This window comes from Actinoplanes rectilineatus (assembly GCF_000962825.1).
Taxonomy (GTDB): domain Bacteria; phylum Actinomycetota; class Actinomycetes; order Mycobacteriales; family Micromonosporaceae; genus Actinoplanes; species Actinoplanes rectilineatus.
In genome coordinates, this window is the sequence record NZ_JZKF01000002.1 from 71,039 (window position 1) to 93,947 (window position 22,909).

Consider the following 22,909-nt stretch of genomic DNA (forward strand, 5'->3'; position numbering starts at 1 on the left):
GAGGGAAGGAACCCACAGTGCCCACACCCGTCATCTTCATCCACGGCCTATGGCTGCATGCCAGCTCCTGGCAGCCCTGGGCCGACCTGTTCACCGAACGCGGCTACCAGACGATCGCACCCGGCTGGCCCGGTGACGCCGAGACCGTCGCGCAGACCCGGTCCCACCCGGAGGCGCTGGCCGGGCACGGCATCGACGACGTCGTCGAGCACTACGCCCAGATCATCGGCGGGCTCGCCGAGAAGCCGATCCTGATCGGCCACTCGTTCGGCGGCATGATCGCCCAGAAACTGCTCGGACTGGACCTCGGCGTCGCCGCGGTGGGCATCGACGCCGCGCAGATCAAGGGCGTACTGCCGCTGCCGCTGTCCGCCCTGCGCTCGGGCCTGCCGGTGCTGGGCAACCCGGCGAACAAGAACCGCAGCGTGTCGCTGACCGCCGAACAGTTCCGGTACGCCTTCGGCAACGCGATCAGCGAGCAGGAGTCCCAGGAGCTGTACGACCGGTGGTCGATCCCGGCCCCCGGCAAGCCGCTCTTCGAGGCAGCGGCCGCCAACTTCAACCCGCACTCGCCGGCCAAGGTCGACACCGCGAACGAGTCGCGGGGTCCGCTGCTGCTGATCGCCGGCGGCAAGGACCACACCGTCCCGGAGACGGTCGTGCGGGCCACCCTCAAGCAGTACCGGCACTCGCACGCGGTCACCGACATCGTCGATTTCCCGGACCGGGCCCACTCGCTGACCATCGACGCCGGCTGGCGTGAGGTCGCCGAGCGGACCCTCGCCTGGCTGAAGGAGCAGGGCCTGTGAATCTCACCGCCAGGGGGCTGGCCGCGCTGCTCGTCGCCGCCGTCGCCCTCGCGATCGGTTCGAGCGGCAGCGCCGCGCAGAGCCGGGACGTCGCCGCCGACCGGGTGCCGGCCGGTTTCACCGAGCAGAAGGTCCGGGTCGGCGACGTCGGCATCAACTACGTGCGCGGCGGCCGGGGCCCGGTGCTGGTGCTGCTGCACGGCTACCCGGAGACCTGGTACGAGTGGCACGACATCCTGCCGGCGCTGTCCCGCCACTACACCGTCATCGCCCCCGACCTGCGCGGCGCCGGCAAGAGTGACGCCCCGGCCGGCGGTTACGACAAGAAGACGATGGCCGCCGATATCCACGGCCTGCTCACCCGGCTCGGCCTCAACCGGGACGTCCGGTTGGTCGGCCACGACATCGGCACGATGGTCGCCTACGCGTACGCCGCGGCGCACCCGACCGAGGTGAAGAAGCTGGTGCTCAGCGAGGCACCGATCCCGGACGAGAGCCTCTACTCGTTCCCGGCCCTGACCGCCGACGGCCCCGGCCCGTGGCAGTTCGGGTTCTTCCTGCTCACCAACGGCCTGCCCGAGCAGACCGTGAACGGGCGCGAGGAGCAGTGGGTGCAGGGCTTCACCGACCACCTCGAGGTGGTCGAGGACGGCGTGGACGCCACCGACGTGCGGGTCTTCGCCGGTTACCTCAAGGACGACGCGCACCTGCGGGCCAGTTTCGAGTGGTTCCGGGCCTTCCCCCGGGACATCGCCGACAACAAGATCAACCAGAAGCGCAAGCTGCGGATGCCGGTCCTGGCGATCGGTGCCGACCACAGCCTCAAGGACGTGGTCGGCAAGCAGGCGGCGGAGTACGCCACCGACGTCACCCCGGCGCTGATCACCGGATCCGGTCACTGGATCTACGAGGAGCACCCGGAGGAGATGACCGAGCGCCTCCTCGACTTTCTGCGCTGAGACCGGACCGATCAGAAGGAGTCGTCGTGGATCCGCTTCTCTCCGGTAAGACCGCCCTGGTCACCGGCGCCAGCCGCGGTATCGGGCTGGCCATCGTCCGGGCCCTGGCCGGCGAGGGGGTGACGGTGGCGGCGGTGTCCCGTTCGGCCTCCGCCGAGCTCACCGCCCTCGCCGGGTCCGGGTCCGTCCACCCGGTCACCGCCGATCTCGGCACCGCCGAGGGTGCGGTCACCGCCGTCGAGCAGGGCGCCGCTCTGCTCGGCGGCCGGCTGGACATCCTGGTCAACAACGTCGGCGGGGTGCGTCCCCGGGTCGGCGGGTTCCTGTCGGTCACCGACGAGGACTGGCTCGGCGCGTTGACCATCAACTTCCTTTCCGCGGTACGGGTGACGCGCGCGGCCCTGCCGTTGCTGTTGCAGCAGGGTGGCGCGATCGTCACGATCGGCTCGGTGAACGCGGCGCTGCCCGACCCTCTGGTGATCGACTACAGCGCCGCGAAGGCGGCCCTGGCCAACTTCTCCAAGGCGCTGTCGAAGGAGGTCGGGCCGCGCGGGGTACGGGTCAACACGATCAGCCCCGGGCCGGTCGAGACGGACCTGTGGCTGGGATCCGGTGGCATGGCCGAGACGGTCGGCGGCGCCCGGGACGCCTCGCCGGAGGAGATCGTCAAGGGTGCGGTCAGCGGCACCGTCTCCGGTCGTTTCACCCGGCCGGACGAGGTCGCCGACCTGGTCCTGCTGCTGGCCGGTGGCCGCGCCATGAACGTCACCGGCACCGACGTCGTCATCGACGGCGGCCTGATCACCACTCTGTGAGGGCGCGGATTAAGTCGCCGGTGGACACCCGCGTGTCCGTGACGTAGTCACCGTACGGATGCCCCTCGCGATCGCACGCCGCAGAGTCGACGGTGATCGTGAGGGGTGGATCCATGAAGACAGAACGACCGGTGTGGTTCAGCGTGCTGGGACCGGTGCAGGCGTGGCGGGACGGCCGGGAGATCGACCTGGGCGCGCCCCAGCAGCGGGCCCTGCTGGCGCTGCTGCTGGTGAACGCGGGACGGCCGGTGAGCCTGGCGGACATCGTCGACGCGATGTGGGGCGAGTGCCCACCGGACAGCGCCGTCAACTCCGTGCACCGCAACATCGGCACGCTGCGCCGGATCCTGGAACCCGGTCTGGCGGTCCGTGATGTCGGCCGGTGGCTGGTGCGCTCGGCCGGCGGATACCGGATGGACGTGGACGCCGGCACGCTCGACCTGCTGCGGTTCCGCGTGCTCGCCGACCGGGCCCGGCAGGAGGAGCCCTGGGCTGCGGCCCGCCTGTTGGCCGAGGCTCTGCTGCTGTGGCGCGGCGGGATGGACGCGGAGTGGTCCCGGCACGCGGTCAGCGTGGCCCTGGACCGGGAATACCTCGCCACCGCCCGGTGTGCCGCCGACGCCGCGCTCGCCGGGGACGCCGCCGACGAGGTGCTGCCGGCACTGGAGCAGGCCGCCCGGCGCGGACTGCTCGACGAGGCGTTGCAGGCCCGGCTGGTGCTGCTGCTGGCCGCCGCCGGCCGGCAGGCGGACGCGCTGGAGGCGTTCGGCCGGGTCCGGGAAAGGCTCTCCGAGGATCTGGGCATCAGCCCGGGGCCGGAGCTGGTCGCGGCCCGCGACGCGGTGCTGCGCCGGCAGGGTGCCCCGGAACGGTCGCCGGCCGCCGGTTCCGTTCTGCGGCCGGCCCATCCGCAGTGCTGCTGTTCCTGCCGCGGTGCCGGGCACACCCGGTGGGCGACGGCCCGGCCCGTCTCCTCCGGGACGCCGGCCTGGTCCGTCCCCGCCTGGCCGGCGCCCGCGGCCCGGTGAGTACCGGACCGCCGCCGCTGATCGGGTGCTGACGACGGCCCGGCGTCACGCCTGCCGGGCCGTCACACGGCGCGCCGGGCCGGGCCGTCACACAGCGGGCAGGGCCGGGCTGTCACACGGCGCGCAGGGCCGGGCGCCGCGCGGGCACCTGGTGCCGGTCGCCGAGCCGGGCCACCACCGCGTCGCGGTACTCGGGGGTGTGCGCGGCGATGGCCTTACGCCGGGCGAACCAGCGCACGATGCTCAGGTAGCGGTAGTGCTGATAGCCGGCCGGCTCGATCAGGTGCGCGTCGACGAGCACCTCCAGCATGCGTTCCGCCTCGGTCGCCGGCAGGTCCAGCAGCCGGGCCGCCCCGTCGACGGTGGCCTCGTCGCCGTCCGGGAGAGCGACCAGGCCGAACGCCACCGCGCTGAGCGGGTCGACGGCGCGCAACGCCGCCAGGTCCCGCTCGAACGGCGCCTCCACCCGGATGCAGTCCTCGTGCACTGCCACCGGCTGGCGCATCTCCACCCGCAGCCGCTCACCGATCGCCGCGATCGGCCAGTCCGGCCGGTCCGCCAGCCGTTCGGCGCCGAGCCGGACCGCCAGCGGCAGGTGCGAGCAGGCCTCCGCGAACCGCAGCGCCGCCGCGGTCTCCGCGTCCACCCGGTCCCGGCCGGTCACCTGGCGGAACAGCTCCAGCGACTCCTCCGGGCCGAACACCGGCATCCGGAACCAGCGGGTCACCGGCAGGTCCGGGATGCGACGGCTGCCGGTCAGGATGACGGCGCTGCCCCGGTCGGCGGGCAGCAACGGCCGGACCTGCTCGGCACTCTGCACGTGGTCGAGCAGCACCAGCACCCGGCGCCCGCACGAGACGCTGCGCCACAGGGCGGCCCGCTCGGCGACCTGGCGGGGGATCGCCGCGTCCGCGACCCCGAACGCGCGCAGGAACCGGGCCAGCACCGTGCCGACCTCCACCGGGTTGCCGGCTGTGCCGCGCAGGTCGGCGTACACCTGCCCGTCCGGGAACGCCGGCCGGATCTGGCGGGCCACGTGGACGGCCAGGGTGCTGCTGCCCATCCCGCCGAGGCCGGTCAGGCCTGCCACCGGCGTGCTGGTCCCGTCGGCGAGCAGCAGCGCGGTCAGCCGGTCGACGAGGTCCGCCCGGCCGACGAAGTCCCGGATCCCGATCGGGAGTTGCTCGGGCGCCGTCGCGACGGGCGGCACCGGGGCCGGGGCGGCGGGCGGGGCGGGCACCGGCGGGGTGGCCGGCTCGCCGTCCAGGATCCGCTTGTAGACCTGGCGCAGCCCGGAACCCGGATCGAGCCCCAGCTCGTCGGCGAGCAGCGTGGCGATCCGCTGGTACTGCTCGATCGCGGCCGCCTGCCGGCCGGTCCGGTACAACCCGAGCATCAGCAGTCCGCGCAGACCCTCGTCGAGCGGGTGCTGATCGACCAGCTCACTCAGTTCGGTCACCGCCGCGCCGACCAGCGGCGAGTCGACGTCGAGCCGCAGCCGGTCCTCCCGGGCGGCCTGGCGCTCCCGCTCCAGCCGGGTCCGCTGGGCGTCGGCGTACGCGCCCGGGATGTCGGCCAGCGCCGGTCCCTGCCACAGTGCGTCCGCCTCGCGCAGCGACCGTGCCGCGGTGGTGTGCTCGCCGGCCGCGGTCGCCGCGCGGGCCCGTGCCAGCGCGGCGCCGAAGTCCGCCAGGTCGAGCGTTGCGGACTCCAGGCGCAGCAGGTAGCCGCCGCCCCCGGTGACGATGACGCCGTCGCCGAGGGCCTGCCGTAACCGGGAGATGTAGGTCCGGACGGTGACCGCACTGGTCCGCGGCGGGTCGTCGCCCCAGACCGCGTCGATCAGGGCGTCCCGGGTGGCGTGCCGGCCCTCCCGCAGCACCAGGGTGGTCAGCACCGCGCGCTGCTGCGGGGTGCCCAGGTCGAGTTCGGCACCGCCCCGCCAGGCACGCACCGGCCCGAGTACCGAGATCCGAAGTTCGTGCCCGGTCATCACGTCAACCCTCTTTCGCTGCTCACCGAACCGTCGAGCGCGTGATCTGCGCGTCTACGTTTCACCAACTCTTCGTCCACCGCGCCACCGGCCCAATGGTGAGGCCGGTGCACCACCGGCGTCACCACTGTCGAGAAGGGCCGTTCCTCGTGAGCGCAACAGCCTCCCCCGAAATTCCGTCCACGGCGGCCGTCGCCGCCCTGCGGGACGCCGTCACCGGCCCCGTCCTCGTCGCCGGGGACGCGGACCACCCGGCGGAACTCGCCACCTACAACCTCACGGTCGTGCACACCCCGGCGGTCGTGGTCGGTGCCGCCACCGTGGCCGACGTCCAGGCGGCCGTCCGGTTCGCCACCACCCACGGTCTGCCGGTCGCCGTGCTCGGCGCCGGGCACGGCAGCTCGGTCTCCTCGGCCGGCGCGGTGCTGATCACCACCCGGCGTCTGGCCGGTCTCACCGTCGACGAGGAGACCCGGACCGCCCGTGTCGAAGCCGGCGTGCGCTGGGCCGAGTTCATCGAACAGGCCCAGAAGGCCGGCCTGGCCGCCCTGAACGGCTCGTCGCCGACGGTGACCGTGGTCGGCTACACGCTCGGCGGCGGCCTCGGGCCGTTCGGCCGCAAGCACGGGTACGCCGCCGACCACGTGACCGCGCTGGACGTGGTGACCGCCGACGGGGAGCTGCGGCACGTGACCGCGGACAGCGAACCGGACCTGTTCTGGGCGCTGCGCGGCGGCAAGGGCAACTTCGGTGTCGTCGTCGCGATCGAGTTCACGCTCTTCCCGATGCAGGCGTTCTACGGCGGCGGCATCTTCTTCCCCGGCGAACTGGCCGGCGACGTGCTGCACCTGTTCCGCGAGTGGACCAGGGACGTCCCCGAGGAGATGTCCGCCTCGGTGGGCCTGCTGCACCTCCCGGCGGCGCCGTTCGTGCCCGAGCCGCTGCGGGACCGGCTCGTGGCGCACCTGCGCATCGCCTACCTGGGCAGCCCGTCCGAGGGGGCGTTGATGGTCGCGCCGTTCCGGGAGCTGGGCACGCCGATCCTCGACACGGTCGGGCCGATGCCCTACGCGGCGGTCGCCTCGGTGCACAACGACCCGGTCGATCCCCTTCCGCTGTACGAGCACGGGGCGCTGCTGCGGGAGCTTCCGGCGGAGGCGGTCGACACGATCCTGCGGTTCGCCGGCCCGGGGGCGCCGTCGCCGCTGGTCCTGGCCGAGATCCGGCACATGGGCGGCGCGCTCAGCCGCCCGCCGGCGGTCCCGAACGCGGTCGGCAACCGGGACGAGACGCTCTACAACGTCTTCCTGGTCGCGGCGGGCGGGCCGCCGGACGCCGCCGCGCTGCACGCGTACGAGCAGGAGCTGATCGACGCGCTGGCGCCGTGGTCGACCGGCCGCCGCTACCTGAACTTCATGTTCGGTGGCGAGACCGATCCGCAGACGGTCGCCCTGGCGTACGCGCCGGAGTCCTTCGAGCGCCTCACGAAGATCAAGCAGCGGTTCGACCCGGCCAACGTGTTCCGGATCAACCACAACATCCCGCCCGCGGCCTGACCGTGGGCGGCGGGTCCCGCACGATGCCGCGGGACCCGCCGGGCGCAGGGCACGAGCCGGCATCAGAATCAGTCCTTCGCGTCGGCGATCGTCCGGAGCGCCGCCACGAACGCGGCCCGCCCGGACGGATCCAGCGGCTGCAGCAGATCGCACTCCGCCCGCCGGATCTCGTGATCAAGACCGGTCACGACGTCGAGACCGCGCGCCGTCAGCACCGGTTTGCGGGCCCGCCGGTCACCCGGCCGGGTCTCCCGGCGCAGCAGGCCGGACTTCTCCAGCGCGTCGATGCGGTGGGTCAGCACGGCGGGGTGCACGTCGATGCGGCGGCCCAGATCGGCGAGGGTGCGGTGGTCGTCGCCGGCCATCGCCCGCAGGATCTCGTAACCGTGCCGGCCGCCGGGCAGCGACCCGAACAGCTCCCGGACATCGGCGAGGTACCGCTGCAGCACCATGCGCAGCGCCACCCCGAGGTCCTCGACGGGTCCGGGGTGCGGCGACGTCCGGGACGGGTACGGCACGCTGGCGCCTTTCTGCACGGGGACGGTGCGCTCATCCTCCTCGCCCGGGTGTGGACGAACTGTTGGCGATCCGTTGACGGCCGCCGCTGCCGGATCCGCGGACGTCACCAGCCCAGAGTGGCCGCGGCATGTGGACGATTCGTCAACGCGGTGTTCCGCCGGGGTTGCCCGTCGCCGTGACGTGGCGTTCTATCGGGGATGAACGCCGGCGTCCTGCCGGTCGAGGGCCGCCTGGAGACCGGCCCGGGACACCACGCCCAGCTTCGGGAAGATCCGGTGCAGGTGGGTGCTCACGGTGCGGTGCGAGACGTACAACCGCTGACCGATCTCCCGGTTCGTCAGCCCGACCGCGGCCAACTGGGCGATCTGCAGTTCCTGCGGGGTCAGCCGGTCCAGCGCGGCAGGCGACCGGACTCCACTGGACTCGCCGGCGGCCCGCAGCTCCTGGCGGGCCCGCTCACCCCACGGGACCGTCCCCAGCGCGTCGAAGGTGTCCCGGGCGGTCCGCAACATCAGCCGGGACTCGGCCCGCCGCCGGGTGCGGCGCAGGCGTTCCCCGTACACCAACTGGGCCCGGGCCCGCACGAAAGGCCAGCCACCGAGATCGGTGGCGAGCAGCGCCCGCAGACGGTCCTCGACCTCGTCGTCGGCGGCCAGCAGCGCCCGGGCGTAACCGAGACCGACCCGCAGCGCGGCGGTCGGCACCCGCTCGGACACGGCCTCCATCCGGTCCATCGCGTCGCGGACCCGGTCCTGTTCGGCGCCGCGGAAGGCGGCCTCGGCGAGATCACCGACGGCGTCCCAGCAGCGCAGCATGTTGCCGGCCGGATCGGCGTCCGCGAAGATCCGCAGCAGATGCCCGACGGCGTCGGTGTACCGGCCGGTGGCCAGCGCGGCGAGCCCCCGGGCATGCTGCACGGTGGCCAGCGCGGCCGCCGCTCGCAACGGCGTGGCCAGCAGTTCGGCCTGCGCCGCGCTCTCCTCGAACTCGTCGAACCGGCCCCGCAACGCGGCGATCTGCGCGTGCTCGGCCCAGCCGAGCGCCTCCACCGGCGGCACCGAGATCTCCCGGGCCAGCCGGATCGTCTCCTCGGCGGCCGGCACCGCGACACCGAGGTCGGCCAGGTTCGCCGCGGACCGGCCCTGCACCGCGAGCGCCCTGGTCAGCAGCCCGAGCCGGCCCTGATCCCGCAGCCGGGTCAGCGCGGGGGCGATGAACGACAGGCACAGCCGGTGCTCGCCGACGGCGTTCGCGGCGGTGGCCAGCGTCCACGCCGCCGTTGCGTCGCCTGCTCCGGAGGTGGTCCGGGTGGCCGGCGTGGCCGCTGCTGCGTCGCCTTCTGCGGACATGGCCCGGGTGGTCAGTGCGGCCGCCACTTCGGCCGCGCACTCCACCGGGTCGAGGTACGCCAGCACCAGCAGCAGCCGGGGATCGCCGGCGTCGACCGGGACCCGGCGGGCGGTCTCCACCGCCGAGCGCCGCAGCCCGGGGCCCGGTTCCGACCACGCGCACACCAGACCGACGGCGTGCAGCAGGTCGAGGGTCAGGTCGGGTTCACCCTGGCCGAGGGCCTGGCGGGCGTACGAGACCAGCCCCCAGGCGCCGTCGACGCTCCCGGCCAGGTGGTTGTCGAAGCGGCCGCGTACCCACGCGGTCCGGGCCTGCTGGACGGTGCTGATCTCGGCCGGGCCGATCAGGTCGAGCAGCCGGTCCACCTCGGTACGCCGACCGATCTCGGTGGCCAGGACGGCGGCCGACAGCAGTCGCTCGACGCGCCGGGCCGGGTCGGTGCTGAGCCGGGCCGCCATCTCCAGGGTGTGCACGGCGCCCGCGACGGCGCCCCGCTGCCGGGCACGTGCGGCGGCGGCCTGCAGGTCGAGGGCGATCCGCTCGTCGGGGCCGGCGCTGCCGCGGGCACGGTGCCACAGCCGTCGTTCCGGCTGGTCGGCGAGGACCGTGGCGAGGGCGTTGTGGACGGCCAGGCGTTGTACGCCGCTGATCCGGTGGTGGATCGCGGACCGGATCAGCGGGTGCCGGAACCGGATCCGGGTCCCGTCGACGGTCACCAGGCGGGCCTGAATCGCGGGCTGCAGGGCGTCCGGGTCGACCGGGTGGTTCCCCAGGCGGTCGGTCGGACGGTCCGCCGGGCGGCGTTCCAGCAGGCCGGCCGCGGCCAGCGTCTCGGCCAGCACGTCGCCGTCGTTGAGGGCGGCGACCCTCAGCACGCTCACCGCCGTCGGCGGCAGATCGTCGAGCCGGGCCGAGAAGGCCTGCTCCAGCCGGGCCGTCAGGGGCAGCCAGGGGCCGGCCGGGTCGAGCGCGCCGGCCACCGCGGGTAGTTCGACCAGGGCGAGCGGGTTGCCCTGCGCGGCCGCCAGGATCGCGGCGCGGGCCGGCGCCGGCAGACCGGGCGCCCGGGCGTGCAGCAGGGCCTGCGCGGCCCACGGTTCGAGGGCCGTCAGGCGCAACTCGGGGACGTCCGGGGCGACCGGGACGTCGCCCGCGTCACGGGCCGCCAGGAGCACCGCGATCGGCTCGGCGGCCACCCGGCGGGCCAGGAACGTGAGCGCCGCCGCGCTGGCCGGGTCGAGCCAGTGCGCGTCGTCGACCACGACCAGTACCGGCTGCCGGGCGGCGGCCTCGGCGAGCAGGCCCAGTGAGGCCAGGGCGATCAGGAACAGGTCCGGCGGGGCGGCCGCGGCCAGACCGAAAGCGGTCAGGATCGCGGTGCGTAACGGTCCGGCCAGCTCCTCGACGAGGTCCAGGACCGGGGACAGCAGCTGGTGCAGGCCGGCGAAGTCGAGGTGGCTCTCCGCCTCGACGCCGGTGGTGCTCAGCACCCGGACACCGGACTTCCCGGCCACCTCGGTCGCCCGGGACAGCAGGGCCGACTTCCCGATCCCGGCGTCGCCGCGCAGGATCAGGGCGGCGCCCCGCTCGGGCAGGTCGGCGAGGAGACCGGTGACCCGGCGCAGTTCGTCCGCGCGTCCGAGCAGGCCGGCCTCGTCCGCCATCGGGCCGGTCACCTCGGTCTCTGAGTAGTAGCCGAGATGATGATATGACAGCGGACTATTCGATGGCCGACCGTCGATCTCCGGTCGGCGTTGCGATCACCGCACCGCATGCCCGCAGTTCGAGGTGGGCACGGTTGACCCAGGCCGTCGCGCCCGCCTCGGCGAACGTCGTCGCGGCGGCGGTCAGCTCGGCACGTGCCCGTTCCGGGCGGCCGGTGCGGCGCAGGTGGACGCCGTACATCAGGCGGGCCCGGGCGATCTGCAGGGGGTACCGGTCGGCGCCGGCCGTCCCCACCACGAGCAGATGGCCCGCGTCGCCGTCCGGGCCGAGCAACGCCTGACTGCGACGGATCACGAGGGTGGTCAGCAGCGAACCGGCCGGCCCGACCCGCCGCTGGACCGCCGCGAGCGCGGACCGCGCGTGCTCCTCGGCCTCCGCGTCGCCGTGAGCGGCCTCGGCCAGGTCGGCGATCGCCAGCACGGCCACGTCCGGATGGACCGCCGTGGCGCGCAGCAGCGCGAACGCCTGTGCCGTCCGGCCCCGGGCCAGTGCCGCCACCCCGGCGGCCCAGTCCTGCAGGGAACCGACGTCCGCCCGTATCGGTTCACCGCCGGCGGCCGGCGTCCCCGGGACGTCGTCCTGCCAGGCCCGGACGGATGCGGTCACCGCCGACGCGAAGGCGATCGCCAGCGGCAACCCGGCGTCGTGCGCGTCGCGCAGCACCGCACCGGATTCCGCGGCGGCCTCCGCCAGCCGCCCCTCGGCCAGCAGCGCGAACCCCAGCCGGCTGCGAACCGCGGAGTGGTCGGTCATCGCACCGGCCACCCGGTAACGGTCCGCGGCGACCTGCCACAGGAGGGCCGCCGACGACCACTCCTGCAGGGCTTCAGCGGCGACGGCCAGGCCGGTGGCGAGTGCGGCCGGCAGCGCCGCCGTGTCCCGGGCGAACGCGCGGACCACCGGCCCGGTCGTCTGCGCGTACCGGGCCGGGGCCAGCACCGAGCGGGCGATGACCGATCGCAGGTCGGCGTCGGGTACCGCAAGCCCGGCGAGTTCCCGGTCGATGCGTTCGCGGGGTTCCGCCGGCATGCTGATCATGTGGCCGAGCACGGCGGCGCAGGAGATCAGGTCGATCGCCGGGTCGAGGTGGCCGGCCCGGGCGGCGCGCAGGGCCTGGTCGAGCAGGCCGTCCGGGGTGCAGGTGCGGGTGCCGGTGCTGACGTCGAGGGCCATCGCGGTCATCGCGACCGCGCTGTGTACCCGGACGTCACCGGTGCCGGCGGTGGCCTGCGCCGACAGCCGGCGGGTGGCGTCCGGCAGCCCGGCCAGGCGGGCGGCCTCCGCGGCCTGGGCCAGCCGCCGTCCCCGGTCGTCGGCGGCCGGGGACAGTTGCGCGGCCCGCTGCAACGACCGCATGGCCGCGCCGGGGACGCCCCGCGCGAGTTCCCGGCCGGCCGCCTCCTCCAGGTCGTGGGCGACCGGCTCGTCCGCGCCGATCGTCGCCGCGGCCCGGTGCCAGGCCGCCCGGGACGGGTCGTCGGTGGTCAGGACGTGGGCGAGCGCCTGATGGACCTGGATCCGGCGGTGCAGGCCGGCCGTGCGGCGTACCACGGACCGGATCAGCGGGTGGCGGAACCGGACCCGGGTGCCGCTGGTGGTGATCAGCCCACTGCCGATGCTCTCCTCGACGGCGTCGGCGCCGAGGTCCAGCCGCCGGGCCGCGGCCAGCAGTTCGGGCAGGGCGGGCTCGTCGTTCGTGGCGGCGAGCAGCAGCACGTCCTGGGCCTGTGGCGAGAGCGCGGCCACCTGCCCGGCATAACCCCTCTCCAGACGGGTACGCGGTGAGGTCCGCACCGCCGGGGCGGCGGGGGAGCGCCGTCCCCGGTCCGCCGCGTCGCGGGACAGTTCGACCAGTGCCAGCGGGTTGCCCTCGGCCTCGTCGACGACCCGTTCGACGAGGTGGTCGTCCAGGCCCGGCCGGCGTTGGCGTACCAGGGTGCGGGCGTCGGCGTCGGTCAGCCGGTCCAGCCGGATCTCGTCGAGTCCGAGGGCCGGCAGGGCTTCCGGTTCGCCGGGCCGGCGGGTCACCAGCATCACGATCGGGACGCCGGTCACCCGGTTGGCGAGGTAGCCGATCAGGTTGATCGTCGGGTGGTCCATCCAGTGTGCGTCGTCGAGCACCACCAGCAGCGGCTGCCGGGCCGCCAGGTCGGCGAGCAGGGTGAACACGGCGGTGGACAGCAGCAGCCGGTCGGGTGCGGTCCGCGGGCCGAGGCCGAACACGCTCAGCAGGGTGTCCCGGTACGGCGCGGGCAGGTCGTCGGCCCGGTCGACCACCGGGTGCAGGAGTTCGTGGAGTCCGGCGAATCCGACCTGGGTCTCACTCTCCACCCCGGTGCAGGTGAGCACGGCCCAGCCGGCCGCGGTGGCGATACCGGCGGCGGCCTCGACCAGGGTGGTCTTGCCGGCGCCCGCCTCGCCGGTGAGCAGGATCGCGGCACCGCCCTCGTCCACCGTGCCGATCGACGATGCGATCCGGGACAGCGGCTGTCCCCGGCCGACGATGCCGGGTGGTACGGACGACAGGTGACTCACCTAGGAAAAGTAGGTCCGGTCCGGGCCGCCGCGCATACGTCACGTGACGGACTCCCGTACCCGCAAATGTGGCTGAAAGGGGTTTATAGCCGCTATTCACTTTCGGTTGACACTGCTCTTTTCCGCCCGGATCGGCTGAGGTTAGGGTCTCGCCATGCATGGGCGGGCACGGGAACAGGCACGGCTGCTGGCACTGCTCGAGGACATCGACGCCCGCGGCAGTGCGCTCGTCATCCGGGGCGCCGCGGGCATCGGCAAATCGACACTCGTCGACCACGCGCGGTCCGCCGCGATCGACCGCGGCTTCCGGGTGCTGACCTGCGCCGGCGCCCAGCGCGACAGCAACGCCGGGATGGCCGGCCTGCAACAGCTGCTGCACGTGGTGGTCGACCGCGCCGACCAGTTGCCGGAGCGGCAGCAGGCCGCCCTGCGCAGCCTGTTCGGGCTGGGCCCGAGCATCTCGCCCGACCAGCTGGTCCTGTCGGTGGCGGTCCTCGGGCTGCTGGAGAACCTCGCCCAGCAGCAACCCCTGCTGCTGATCGTCGAGGACCTGCAGTGGATGGACCAGCCGACCGCGAACATGATCGGTTTCGTCGGCCGCCGGCTGCGGGAGACGGCGATCATCATGCTGATCACCTGCCGCGCCGACGGCCCGGACCCGGCCGCCGACCTCGGCCTGCCCGAACTGCCCCTGGGCCGTCTCACCGACGACGAGGGCGCCGGCCTGCTCGCCGAACTGAGCCCGTCGATGCGCCGCGAGATGCGCGACCGGGTGCTGGCCGAGGCGGAGGGCAACCCGCTGGCGCTCGTCGAACTCTCCCGCGGCCTGCTCGACCGCGGCCTGCACGACGCGTCCCGCCTGCCGCTCCGGCTCCCGCTCGGCGCCCGCCTGGAGAACGCCTTCGCCGACCAGGTGGCCCGGCTGAGCGTGCCGGCGCAGGACTATCTGCTGCTCGCCGCCGGCCACACCGGCATCACCCCCGCCGAACTCGACCGGGCGGCCCGCCGGCTCGGCGTCGACGCGCCCGAGGACTGCCTGCGCGAGGCCGAGGATGCCGGGCTGGTGCGCTCGACCGGGGGCGTACCGGGGTTCCGGCACCCGCTGATCCAGTCGGCGATCTACGGCGCGGCGACGTTCCCCCGGCGGATCGCCGCCCACCGTGCGCTCGCCGAGGTGTACGCCGCCGAACCGGAACGCGCCGCCTGGCACCGCTCGGCCGCCACCGTCGGCCGGGACGAACTGGTCGCCCGCGACCTCGAGACGGCCGCCGGGCTGGCCGGCGGACGCGGCGACCTGGGTGGCGCGATGCGGTACCTGGAACGGGCCGCGGACCTGTCCCCGGCACCGGACGAGATGGCCCGCCGGCTGGCCCGGGCCGCCGAGGCCGCCCGGCGCAGCGGCCTGTCCACCGCCGTCATCCGGCTGGTCACGGCGGCCACCGCCGTCACCAGCGACCCGGTGGTCCTCGCCGACCTGGCGCTCACCGAGTCCCGCCTCGGCCTGACCACCGACGCCGCCGGCCCGGACACCGACCAGCTGATCACCCTCGCCCGCCGTGCCGTCGCCGCGGACCGTGAGGTCGCCGCCAACCTGTACACCTTCGTCGCCCTGCGCTGCGCGCTCTACACGCCCGGGGCGGCCGTCGGTGACCTGGTCCTCGACGAGATGCAGCGGCTGCTGCCGGACGAGGACCCCCGGCTGCTGATGGCCGAGGCGACCCTCGCGCCGGTGCGGTACGTGGACCGGATCAGCGGCGCGGTCCGGGCCGCGACCCGCGACTCCGCGTCGCTGACCCCGCTCTGGGCCGGTGGCCTGGCCACCGCGGCCGAGTCGCTGCACGACTGGGTGCTCGCCGGCCACTGCTGGGCGGTGGCCGTCGCCGGGTACCGCCGGTCCGGGGAGGTGAGCGACCTGGTCAACACCCAGCTGCGGCAGTCACGCAACATGCTGATCCGCGGTGACCTGTCGGACGCCGCGCTGATCGGCGGCGAGGCCCACCGGCTCGGCACCGACCTGGGCCTGCCGGCGCTGGTCGCGCACGGTGCCCTGATGACCGCGCACGTGGCGGCCTGGCGGGGTGACGACGCCGTCGTCGCCGCGTCGCTGGCCGCCGTCGCCGAACTCGTGGCGGTGCCGCGTGCCGAGCTGATCATGTTGACCACCTGGGCCCGCGGCATCTGGGCCCTGGGCGCCGGGCGCTACGACGAGGCGTACGACGAGCTGTCCGCGGTCGTCGGGCACCCCGACTTCGGTCCCCTGGTGGTGGCCGACCTGGCCGAGGCGGCCTACCGGCGCGGCACCCTGGACCAGGCGGCGGAGGTGGTGGCCGCGGTCGGGGAACGGGTCCGGCCGCTCGGGTCGCCGTTGCTGCGCATGCTGATCGATCGCGGTCAAGGGGTGCTGGCGGCCGACGACGAACAGGCCGAGCGGTACTTCCGCCGGGCACGCGACGAGCCGGGCGCCGCCGACTATCCGCTGCAGGTCGCCCGGACCCGGCTCGCCTATGGCGGATGGTTGCGCCGGCGGCGGCGTACCGCGGCGGCCCGTGACGAACTGGCGGCCGCCCAGGCCGTCTTCGACCAGGCCGGCGCCCACCCGTGGGCGGCCCGCGCGAAGGCGGAGCTGCGCGCGGCGGGTGTCGCCGTGCAGGGGCCGGCCGAACCACGCGACGTCGTGCTGACCGCGCAGGAACTGCAGATCGCCCGGTTCGCCGCCGAGGGCCGGACCAACAAGGAGATCGCCGACCTGCTGTTCCTGTCGCACCGGACGGTCGGTGCCCACCTGTACCGGATCTTCCCGAAACTCGGCATCACCAGCCGGGCGGCCCTGCGCGACGCCATCGCCGATCTCACCTGAGACGGCCGTCAGGCCATCAGCGACGCCATCGCCGATCTCACGTGAGACGGCCGTCAGGCCATCGAGCGACGCCATCGCCGATCTGGCCCGAGACGGGCGACGGGCCATTGAGTACGGTCAAGCCGTGATCGGCCGTGAACGGGAACTCGCAGAACTGCTCCGCCTGCTGTCCACGGCCCGCGACGGGACCGCGACCACCGTCGTGCTGCGCGGCGAGGCCGGGATCGGCAAGTCCACGCTGATCACGGCCCTGCGACGGGAGGCCGCCCGGACCGGGTTCCAGACGCTGACCGGCACCGGGGTGCAGAGCGAGACCTCGATCGGGATGGCCGGCCTGCACCAGCTGCTGCACGCCGCCGTCGACCGGGTCGGCGGGCTCCCGCCGCAACAGCGGGACGCGCTGCGCAGCGCGTTCGGGATCGGCCCCGACGTCACACCGGACCGGCTGCTGCTCTCGGTCGCGGTGCTGAGCCTGCTGGAGGACATCGCCGCCGCCGCGCCACTGCTGCTGGTCCTGGAGGACGTCCACTGGATGGACGAACCCACCCTGGGCATGCTCAGCTTCGCCGCCCGGCGCCTCGGCCCGGCCCCGATCCTGCTGGTGGCCAGCTGCCGCAGCGACCTGCCGAACCCGTTCGAGCCGCTGCGGATGCCGGAACTGACCCTCGGCCGGCTGCCGGACGACGTCGCGACGCGGCTGCTCGCCGAGGTGAACCCGGCGCTCGGGCCCGAGCTGCGCGCCCGTGTCCTCGACGAGGCGGAGGGCAACCCCCTCGCCGTGGTCGAGCTGGGCCGGGGCCTCGCCGAACGGGGGCCGTCCGAACCGGCCGGCCTGGTGTCGCGGCTGCCGCTGCCGGAACGGCTCGAGACGTCCTTCGCCGCCCAGGTCGCCCGGCTGCCCGAGCCGACCCGCGACCTGCTCCTGCTGGCGGCCGCGAACACCGAGCCGGCACTCGGTGAGCTGGCGGCCGCGGCCGGTCGGCGGGGCCTGGGACTCGACGCCCTGGCCCCGGCCGAGCAGGCCGGCCTGATCAGCGCGGTCGGTGACGAGATCCGGTTCCGGCACCCGCTGATCCGTTCCGCGGTCTACGCGGCGGCCGGCCCGGCCCTGCGGACCGCCGCCCACCGGACCCTCGCCGACAGCCTCGCCGACCAGCCGCGCGCCGCCTGGCACCGGTCGGCCGCCACCACCGGCGTCGACGAGCGGATCGCCGCGGACCTGGACCGCGCGGCGACCACCCTGATGGCCCGGGGCGACGTCGGCTCGGCGATGCGGTCCTGGCGCCGGGCCGCCGAGCTGTCCGGGGACGGCGAACACCGGGCATCCCGGCTGGCACGCGCCGCCGAGGCCGCCCGGCAGGCCGGCTTCAACGCCACCGCCCAGGACCTGGCGGCGTCGGCGGCCCAGAGCTCCGCGGACCCGGTCGTGCTGGCCCGGACCGGCCTGACCCAGAACGTCCTCGCCCTCACCACCGGGGTGATCATCCGGGACCCGTTGGACCTCGGCTCGATCGCGCGGGCGGCGGCCGCCGCGGGCCCGTCGCCGGCCGAGACCGGCGTGCCGCTCGCCCTGCTGATGAACACCGCGATCCTCTGCTCGGCCCACGCCGCGAGCGATGGCGTACGCCGTCGGGTGCTGGCCGACCTGGACGCGGTCGCGCCGGACGCCGACCTGCCGCACACCGCCGCGATCCGGGCGCTGCTCGACCCGGCCCGGCACGGCCAGGCCGCCCTGGCCCGGCTGCGGGACACGCCGCCACCGGCGCATCCGCTGGAGGCGCTCAGCCTCGGACTCGGCGCCGAACCGGCCCACGACTGGGTCACCGCCGCCGGGTTCCACCGGTCCGCGGTCGACCGGGCCCGTGCCGACGGCCAGGTCGGTGACCTCGCCACCGCCGCGGTCACCCTGGGCCGCGCCCTCGCCGCCCAGGGCCGGCTGAGCGAGGCGCTGGCCGTCGCCGAGGAGGGCCGCCGGCTCGCCGAGGACCTCGACGAGCGGCTGCTCATCGCGCTCGCCGACGCGGTCGTCGCGCACCTGCACGCCTGGCGCGGCGACTCCGCGGGACTCGCCGCAGCCCTCGACCGCAGCCGGTCCCTCGGCTCGTCGGCCCGGATCGACATCACCCTGTGGCAGCGCTGGAGCGCGGGCCTGGCCGACCTGGGCGCGGGCCGGCACTTCAACGCGTACGTCCATCTCGGCGCGGTCAGCGACGTGGCGGGCCTGGGTCTCTTCGCGATCGCGGACCTGGCCGAGGCGGCGTGCCGCGGTGGGTACGCCGAGCAGTTCGGCGAGCGGCTGGCCGCCGCCCGCCGGTTCGCCGGGTCGTTCGACAGCCCGCTGGTCCGGATGCTCCTGCTGCGCGCCGAGGCGCTGCTGACCGAGGACGAGGGGCTGTTCACCGCGGCCCTCGAGGTGCCGGGCGCGGGCGACTATCCGCTGCAGGTCGCCCGGACCCGTCTGGTGTACGGCGAGTGGCTGCGCCGGCAGCGCCGGATCGGCGCGGCGCGGACCGCCCTGAACGGGGCGTCCGCGGCGTTCCGTGCGGCGGGCGCGCAGCCCTGGGCCGACCGGGCGGAGAGCGAGCTGGCCGCCGCCGGTGTCGCGGCGACGGCACCGGCGGAGCTGCCGACGGCGGTGCTGACCACACAGGAACTGCAGATCGCCCGGCTCGCGGCGCGCGGCCTGACGAACAAGGAGATCGCCGACCAGCTGTTCCTGTCGCACCGGACGGTCGGCACCCACCTGTACCGGATCTATCCCAAGCTCGGCATCACCGGCCGGACCGCCCTGCGCGAGGCCATCGCCGACCAGGCGTAGGCCCCGGCCGGGACGGTTCAGTGGCCGGGGCCTCTCACTGGTCAGTGCCTTTCATCGGCCAGGGCCTTCAGCGGGCGAGGCCTTTCAGCGGGCGGGACTGATGCCGTAGATCAGGCGCAGGATCGCGTCGGTGAGGGTGTCGAGGAGTTCGTCCTCGTCGTGGGCGTCCGGGTCGGCATAAGCGTCGGCGAACATCGCGCTGCGCAGGTGGACGACCATCTTGGCGAGCAGGTCGGGCGGCCCGCCGACGGTCAGGCCGGCCCGTGCGTCGACCTCGATGCGCTTGCTGAACTGAGAGCAGCCCTTGTCGAGGAGCTGGTCGCGGACCTGGGTCACGTCGGGGCCGGGGTCCGGGGCGACGAACGCCTCGCGCAGCCAGCGGCCGTCGATCTTCCACCGGGCCAGTCCGGAGGCGAGGGCCCGGCGCAGTGCGCCGCGGTCGGCCCCCTCCGACTCGAGCCACTCGGCCATCTCCAGGTCGGCCTCGGCTATCCGCTGGCTGACCAGCGCGGCCAGCAGCGCCTGTTTGGACTCGAAGTAGAAGTAGAACCCGGACCGGGTGATCCCGGCGGCGCCGGCCAGCTCGTCGATGGTGACCTGGCTGATCGGTCTGTCGCGGAAGACGGTGCGGGCGGCGTCGACCAGGGCCTGTTCCCGCTGGTCGCCCTTCGTGGGGGCCCGACGGCTCTTGATGGCTGACACGCCGTCGACTCTACAGACCATCAAATGGAATTGACGTCACGCCTCTGATTTTTGACTCCGTGTTGAAAATGCTTGGCGGCGCGTCTACGTTGAGGGTCATGCCCCTGAAAACCCGTGCCGCGTTACCCATCGCCTGTTACGCGGTGCTGCTCGTCTCCGCGCTGCAGACGCTGGTCGTCCCGGTCGTCGCCGACATCCGGGCCGACCTGGACGTCTCCACCAGCGCGGCGAGCTGGGTGGTCACCGCCAACCTGCTCGCCGCCGCCGTGCTCACCCCGATGCTCGGGCGCCTCGGCGATCTGCACGGCCGCCGCCCCGTGATGCTCGGCGTGCTGACCGTGGTGCTGCTCGGCTCGGTGCTCGCCGCCACCACCTCCAGCCTGCCGCTGCTCCTGCTCGCCCGGGTCGCCCAGGCCGCCAGTTTCGGACTGTTCCCGCTGGCCATCGGCGTGCTCCGCGACGAACTCCCGCCGCACCGTCTGACCGGCGCGATGGCCCTGGTCAGCGGCATGCTCTCGGTCGGCGCCGGCTTCGGCCTGGCGGTCACCGGCCTGCTGATGCGCGACGGCGGCGACTACCACCGCCTGTTCTGGCTGGCCACCGCGCTGACCGTGATCGGACTGGCCGGTGTCTGGATGCTGCCGCGCCGGGCCGGCGCCGCCACCGGTGGCCTGGACTGGGCCGGCGCCGGACTGCTCGGTCTCGGCCTCGTCCTGCTGCTCCTGCCACTGGCCCAGGGCAACGGCTGGGGCTGGGGCTCGGCCCGGGTGCTCGGCCTGCTGGCCGCCGCGGTCGTCGTGCTGACCGCGTTCGTGCTGTTCGAGCGCCGGACCGCGCACCCGCTGGTCAGCACCCGGATGCTCACCCACCGGCCGATCGTGGTGGCGAACGCCGCCGGACTGTTCCTCGGCTTCTCGATGTTCGCCGTCTTCCTCGCCGTCTCCACCCTGGTGCAGACCCCGCCCGAGGTGGCCGGTTACGGCTTCGGCGCCTCGGTGCTCACCGCCAGCCTGGTCTACCTGCTGCCCGGCACCGCCAGTGGCGTGGTCACCGCCCCGCTCGGCGGCCGGCTGGTGGTCCGCTTCGGCGCCAAGGTCACCCTGGTGGTCGCCGCGGTGATGGCCGGCGCCGGCTTCACCATGCTCGCCGTGCTGCACGACGCCACCTGGGAGGTCATCGTCGGCGCGCTGGTGGTCAACACCGCGGTCACCATCGGGTACGCCGCCCTGCCCGCCCTGATCATCGCGCACGTCGAACCCGCCGAGACCGGCATCGCCAACAGCGTCAACTCGATCGCCCGTTCGGTCGGGATGTCCCTGGGCACCGCGTTCGTGGTCACGATGATGACCCGCAACCCGATCCCGGGACCGCTGCCGCTGCCGCACGAGGCGCAGTTCGTGACCGTGTTCGTGGCCGGTGCCGTCCTGGCCGCGGTCGCCGCGGTCACCGTCGGGTGGGCACTGCCCCGGGCCCGGCGGGTCGACCTCACCCTGGCCGAGGTGGAGGCCGACGAGGTGCTCGGCGCGGCCGGTCTGGACCTGCCCGCCCCGCACCTCACCGCGCCGCGCAACAGCTGACGGCGGAGACGGCGGCCGGCCGGGTGGTGCGACCACCCGGCCGGCGGCCGGGGGCTGTCAGCCGCGACGCCACTTCTGGTTCAGGGTTCCGGCGCACTCCCACAGCACCAGCACGGCGCCGTCGTCGCCGTTCCAGGCGTCGATGTCGATGCACTTGTTGGCCTGCGGGTTCACCAGGTCACCGGCGGCGCTGAGCACCCACTGCTGGGCCGGGTTGCCGCTGCACGTGGCGATCTGGATGGCGGCGCCGTTCGCCGTCGAGCCCCACGCCACGTCCAGGCACATGTTGTTGCCGGTCCGCAGGGTGCCGCCGGTCGCCTCCCAGCGCTGCGCGCCGGTGCCGTTGCAGTTCCACATCTGCACCCGCACGCCGTCGGAGAAGTTGCTGTTCGGCACGTCGACGCACTTGTTGTTCCAGTTGCTGACGATCGCGGTGCCGGCGTTGCCGGTGGTGGTCAGCGACAGTCCGTAAACCGAGAGGATCTCGTTGACCGGCTGGAACCACATCGTGCCGCCCGAGGTGCAGTCGCCGGTGCCGCCCGAGGTGACGCCCTGCGCCTGGTTGCCGGAGATCCACGATCCGCCGGAGTCGCCGGGCTGGGCACACGCGTTGCTGCGGCTCAGGCCGGAGACCGAGCCCTGCGCGTAGTTGATCGTCTCGTTCTTGCCGAGCAGGGTGCCGCAGCGCCAGCCGGTGGTGCGCCCGGACCGGCAGATCGAGCTGCCGATCGCCGCCTCGGTCGAGCCCGCGACGGTCACGTTGCCGCCGCTGTAGTTGTTCACCCACGGCTGGGACGTCCAGTTGCCGTTGGTCCGCACCCAGGCGTAGTCGTTGCCGGGGAAGCTGGAGCCGGCGAACGTCCCCTGCGCCACGTTGTTGTAGCCGAGGGTCGGGCTGCCCGCGCCGCCGCAGTGGCCGGCGGTGACGAACCCGCCCGCGACCGAGAACCCGACGGAGCACAGGGTGTTGCCGTTGATCACGTACTGGTCGCCGCCGCGGGTGTCGTACATCGGCACCGGCTGGGCCGCGGCGGTGCGGACCGTGACGGCCGCGGCGCCACTGGCGGCGGCGAACCGGCGGGCCGCGGCCTCGGTGCCGGGTTTCGTGGTGACGACGACGCTGTTCGTGGCGGGGTCGACGGACCAACCGCGGACGGCGTCCGGTGCCGCGTCGCCGTTGCGGTCGAGTCTCGCCAGGTCAGCGTCGAGGGCGTCGCCGCCACGCTGGACGATCGCGGGGACGGCGCCTTCGGCGCGTACCCTCGCTGCCTGGTTCTTGTCGGTGATCGCGACGGTGAGGCGCGTCGCGCCGGCCGGGATCCACGCGCCGGCGAACCGGTCGCCCAGCGCCGCGCGCAGCCGCTGTTCGACGACGGGCGCTGCGGCTTCGACGGCGAGCCGCTGGGCGATCTGCCGGTCGTCGAGCCCGAGGTCGCGGCGCAGGGCGGCCACCATCCCGGGGTCCAGGCCGAGCCCGGCGGGCGCCGCGGCCGGTGCGGGGGCCGGTTGTGGACCGGCGTGACCGGCGACGGGGGTCAGGGCGACGGTGGTGAGTGCCGCCGCGCCGACGGCGAGGGCTCGGACGAGTGCACCTGGCATCGAGAGGTCCTTTCACGCACGCGCGGTCACGTCCGGCCGGGGCCCGGGCGTGCGGAACCGCGCGGTG

14 protein-coding genes are annotated in these 22,909 nt (G+C 74.4%); 8 read left to right on the top strand and 6 right to left on the bottom strand.

Going from position 1 to position 22,909, the window contains the following annotated elements; genetic code table 11:
• Positions 1 to 17 precede the first annotated feature (17 nt).
• From WH85_RS01615 to WH85_RS01630, 4 genes are all read left to right on the top strand, one after another.
• The gene (locus WH85_RS01615; RefSeq protein WP_045739818.1) at positions 18 to 809 is read left to right on the top strand and encodes an alpha/beta hydrolase; all 792 of its coding nucleotides are present in this window, start codon (positions 18 to 20) and stop codon (positions 807 to 809) included.
• A complete protein-coding gene (locus WH85_RS01620; protein ID WP_052720076.1) occupies positions 806 to 1,768 on the top strand; it encodes an alpha/beta fold hydrolase in 963 nt (320 codons plus the stop codon). Before WH85_RS01615 ends, WH85_RS01620 begins: the two co-directional genes overlap by 4 nt.
• A 26-nt stretch (positions 1,769 to 1,794) precedes the next feature.
• Positions 1,795 to 2,583, top strand: a complete 789-nt coding sequence (locus WH85_RS01625; RefSeq protein ID WP_045739819.1) for an SDR family NAD(P)-dependent oxidoreductase — start codon at positions 1,795 to 1,797, stop codon at positions 2,581 to 2,583.
• A gap of 113 nt (positions 2,584 to 2,696) precedes the next feature.
• Complete coding sequence (locus WH85_RS01630) at positions 2,697 to 3,611, top strand: AfsR/SARP family transcriptional regulator (RefSeq protein ID WP_083448715.1); 915 nt, start codon at positions 2,697 to 2,699, stop codon at positions 3,609 to 3,611.
• Between the two features lie 112 nt (positions 3,612 to 3,723).
• Here the strand turns inward: WH85_RS01630 and WH85_RS01635 are convergent, their stop codons facing one another.
• Complete coding sequence (locus WH85_RS01635; protein WP_052720078.1) at positions 3,724 to 5,604, bottom strand: AfsR/SARP family transcriptional regulator; 1,881 nt, start codon at positions 5,602 to 5,604, stop codon at positions 3,724 to 3,726.
• Between the two features lie 149 nt (positions 5,605 to 5,753).
• Between WH85_RS01635 and WH85_RS01640 the strand changes: the two genes are divergently transcribed.
• Positions 5,754 to 7,160, top strand: a complete 1,407-nt coding sequence (locus WH85_RS01640; protein WP_211275251.1) for an FAD-binding oxidoreductase — start codon at positions 5,754 to 5,756, stop codon at positions 7,158 to 7,160.
• A 68-nt stretch (positions 7,161 to 7,228) separates the two neighbouring features.
• Here the strand turns inward: WH85_RS01640 and WH85_RS01645 are convergent, their stop codons facing one another.
• The 3 genes from WH85_RS01645 to WH85_RS01655 form a co-directional block, all read right to left on the bottom strand.
• On the bottom strand, positions 7,229 to 7,678 hold the full coding sequence (locus WH85_RS01645) for a MarR family winged helix-turn-helix transcriptional regulator (protein WP_157410684.1): 450 nt from the start codon (positions 7,676 to 7,678) through the stop codon (positions 7,229 to 7,231).
• A gap of 189 nt (positions 7,679 to 7,867) precedes the next feature.
• Positions 7,868 to 10,693, bottom strand: a complete 2,826-nt coding sequence (locus WH85_RS53620; protein ID WP_045739959.1) for an ATP-binding protein — start codon at positions 10,691 to 10,693, stop codon at positions 7,868 to 7,870.
• A gap of 55 nt (positions 10,694 to 10,748) precedes the next feature.
• Positions 10,749 to 13,289 carry an ATP-binding protein gene (locus WH85_RS01655; RefSeq protein WP_045739821.1) on the bottom strand — a complete coding sequence of 847 codons (2,541 nt, stop codon included), beginning with the start codon at positions 13,287 to 13,289 and terminating at the stop codon, positions 10,749 to 10,751.
• A gap of 154 nt (positions 13,290 to 13,443) precedes the next feature.
• Between WH85_RS01655 and WH85_RS01660 the strand changes: the two genes are divergently transcribed.
• Both WH85_RS01660 and WH85_RS01665 read left to right on the top strand, forming a co-directional pair.
• Positions 13,444 to 16,146, top strand: a complete 2,703-nt coding sequence (locus WH85_RS01660) for an ATP-binding protein (protein ID WP_045739822.1) — start codon at positions 13,444 to 13,446, stop codon at positions 16,144 to 16,146.
• 124 nt (positions 16,147 to 16,270) lie between these two features.
• On the top strand, positions 16,271 to 18,964 hold the full coding sequence (locus WH85_RS01665; protein ID WP_052720079.1) for a helix-turn-helix transcriptional regulator: 2,694 nt from the start codon (positions 16,271 to 16,273) through the stop codon (positions 18,962 to 18,964).
• An 84-nt stretch (positions 18,965 to 19,048) separates the two neighbouring features.
• Here WH85_RS01665 and WH85_RS01670 read toward each other — a convergent pair whose 3' ends face one another.
• Positions 19,049 to 19,666, bottom strand: a complete 618-nt coding sequence (locus WH85_RS01670) for a TetR/AcrR family transcriptional regulator (protein WP_045739823.1) — start codon at positions 19,664 to 19,666, stop codon at positions 19,049 to 19,051.
• A gap of 98 nt (positions 19,667 to 19,764) precedes the next feature.
• Between WH85_RS01670 and WH85_RS01675 the strand changes: the two genes are divergently transcribed.
• Positions 19,765 to 21,243 carry an MFS transporter gene (locus WH85_RS01675; RefSeq protein WP_052720080.1) on the top strand — a complete coding sequence of 493 codons (1,479 nt, stop codon included), beginning with the start codon at positions 19,765 to 19,767 and terminating at the stop codon, positions 21,241 to 21,243.
• A 57-nt stretch (positions 21,244 to 21,300) separates the two neighbouring features.
• Here WH85_RS01675 and WH85_RS01680 read toward each other — a convergent pair whose 3' ends face one another.
• Complete coding sequence (locus WH85_RS01680; RefSeq protein ID WP_045739825.1) at positions 21,301 to 22,842, bottom strand: ricin-type beta-trefoil lectin domain protein; 1,542 nt, start codon at positions 22,840 to 22,842, stop codon at positions 21,301 to 21,303.
• Positions 22,843 to 22,909: the final 67 nt, after the last annotated feature.

What these genes read in the sequence shown, in the direction of transcription:
- WH85_RS01630 (WP_083448715.1), top strand. Translation starts at nt 2,697, where the DNA reads ATGAAGACAGAACGACCGGTGTGGTTCAGCGTGCTGGGACCGGTGCAG.
- WH85_RS01635 (WP_052720078.1), bottom strand. Translation starts at nt 5,604, where the DNA reads ATGACCGGGCACGAACTTCGGATCTCGGTACTCGGGCCGGTGCGTGCC.
- WH85_RS53620 (WP_045739959.1), bottom strand. Translation starts at nt 10,693, where the DNA reads ATGGCGGACGAGGCCGGCCTGCTCGGACGCGCGGACGAACTGCGCCGG.
- WH85_RS01660 (WP_045739822.1), top strand. Translation starts at nt 13,444, where the DNA reads ATGCATGGGCGGGCACGGGAACAGGCACGGCTGCTGGCACTGCTCGAG.
- WH85_RS01675 (WP_052720080.1), top strand. Translation starts at nt 19,765, where the DNA reads ATGCCCCTGAAAACCCGTGCCGCGTTACCCATCGCCTGTTACGCGGTG.
- WH85_RS01680 (WP_045739825.1), bottom strand. Translation starts at nt 22,842, where the DNA reads ATGCCAGGTGCACTCGTCCGAGCCCTCGCCGTCGGCGCGGCGGCACTC.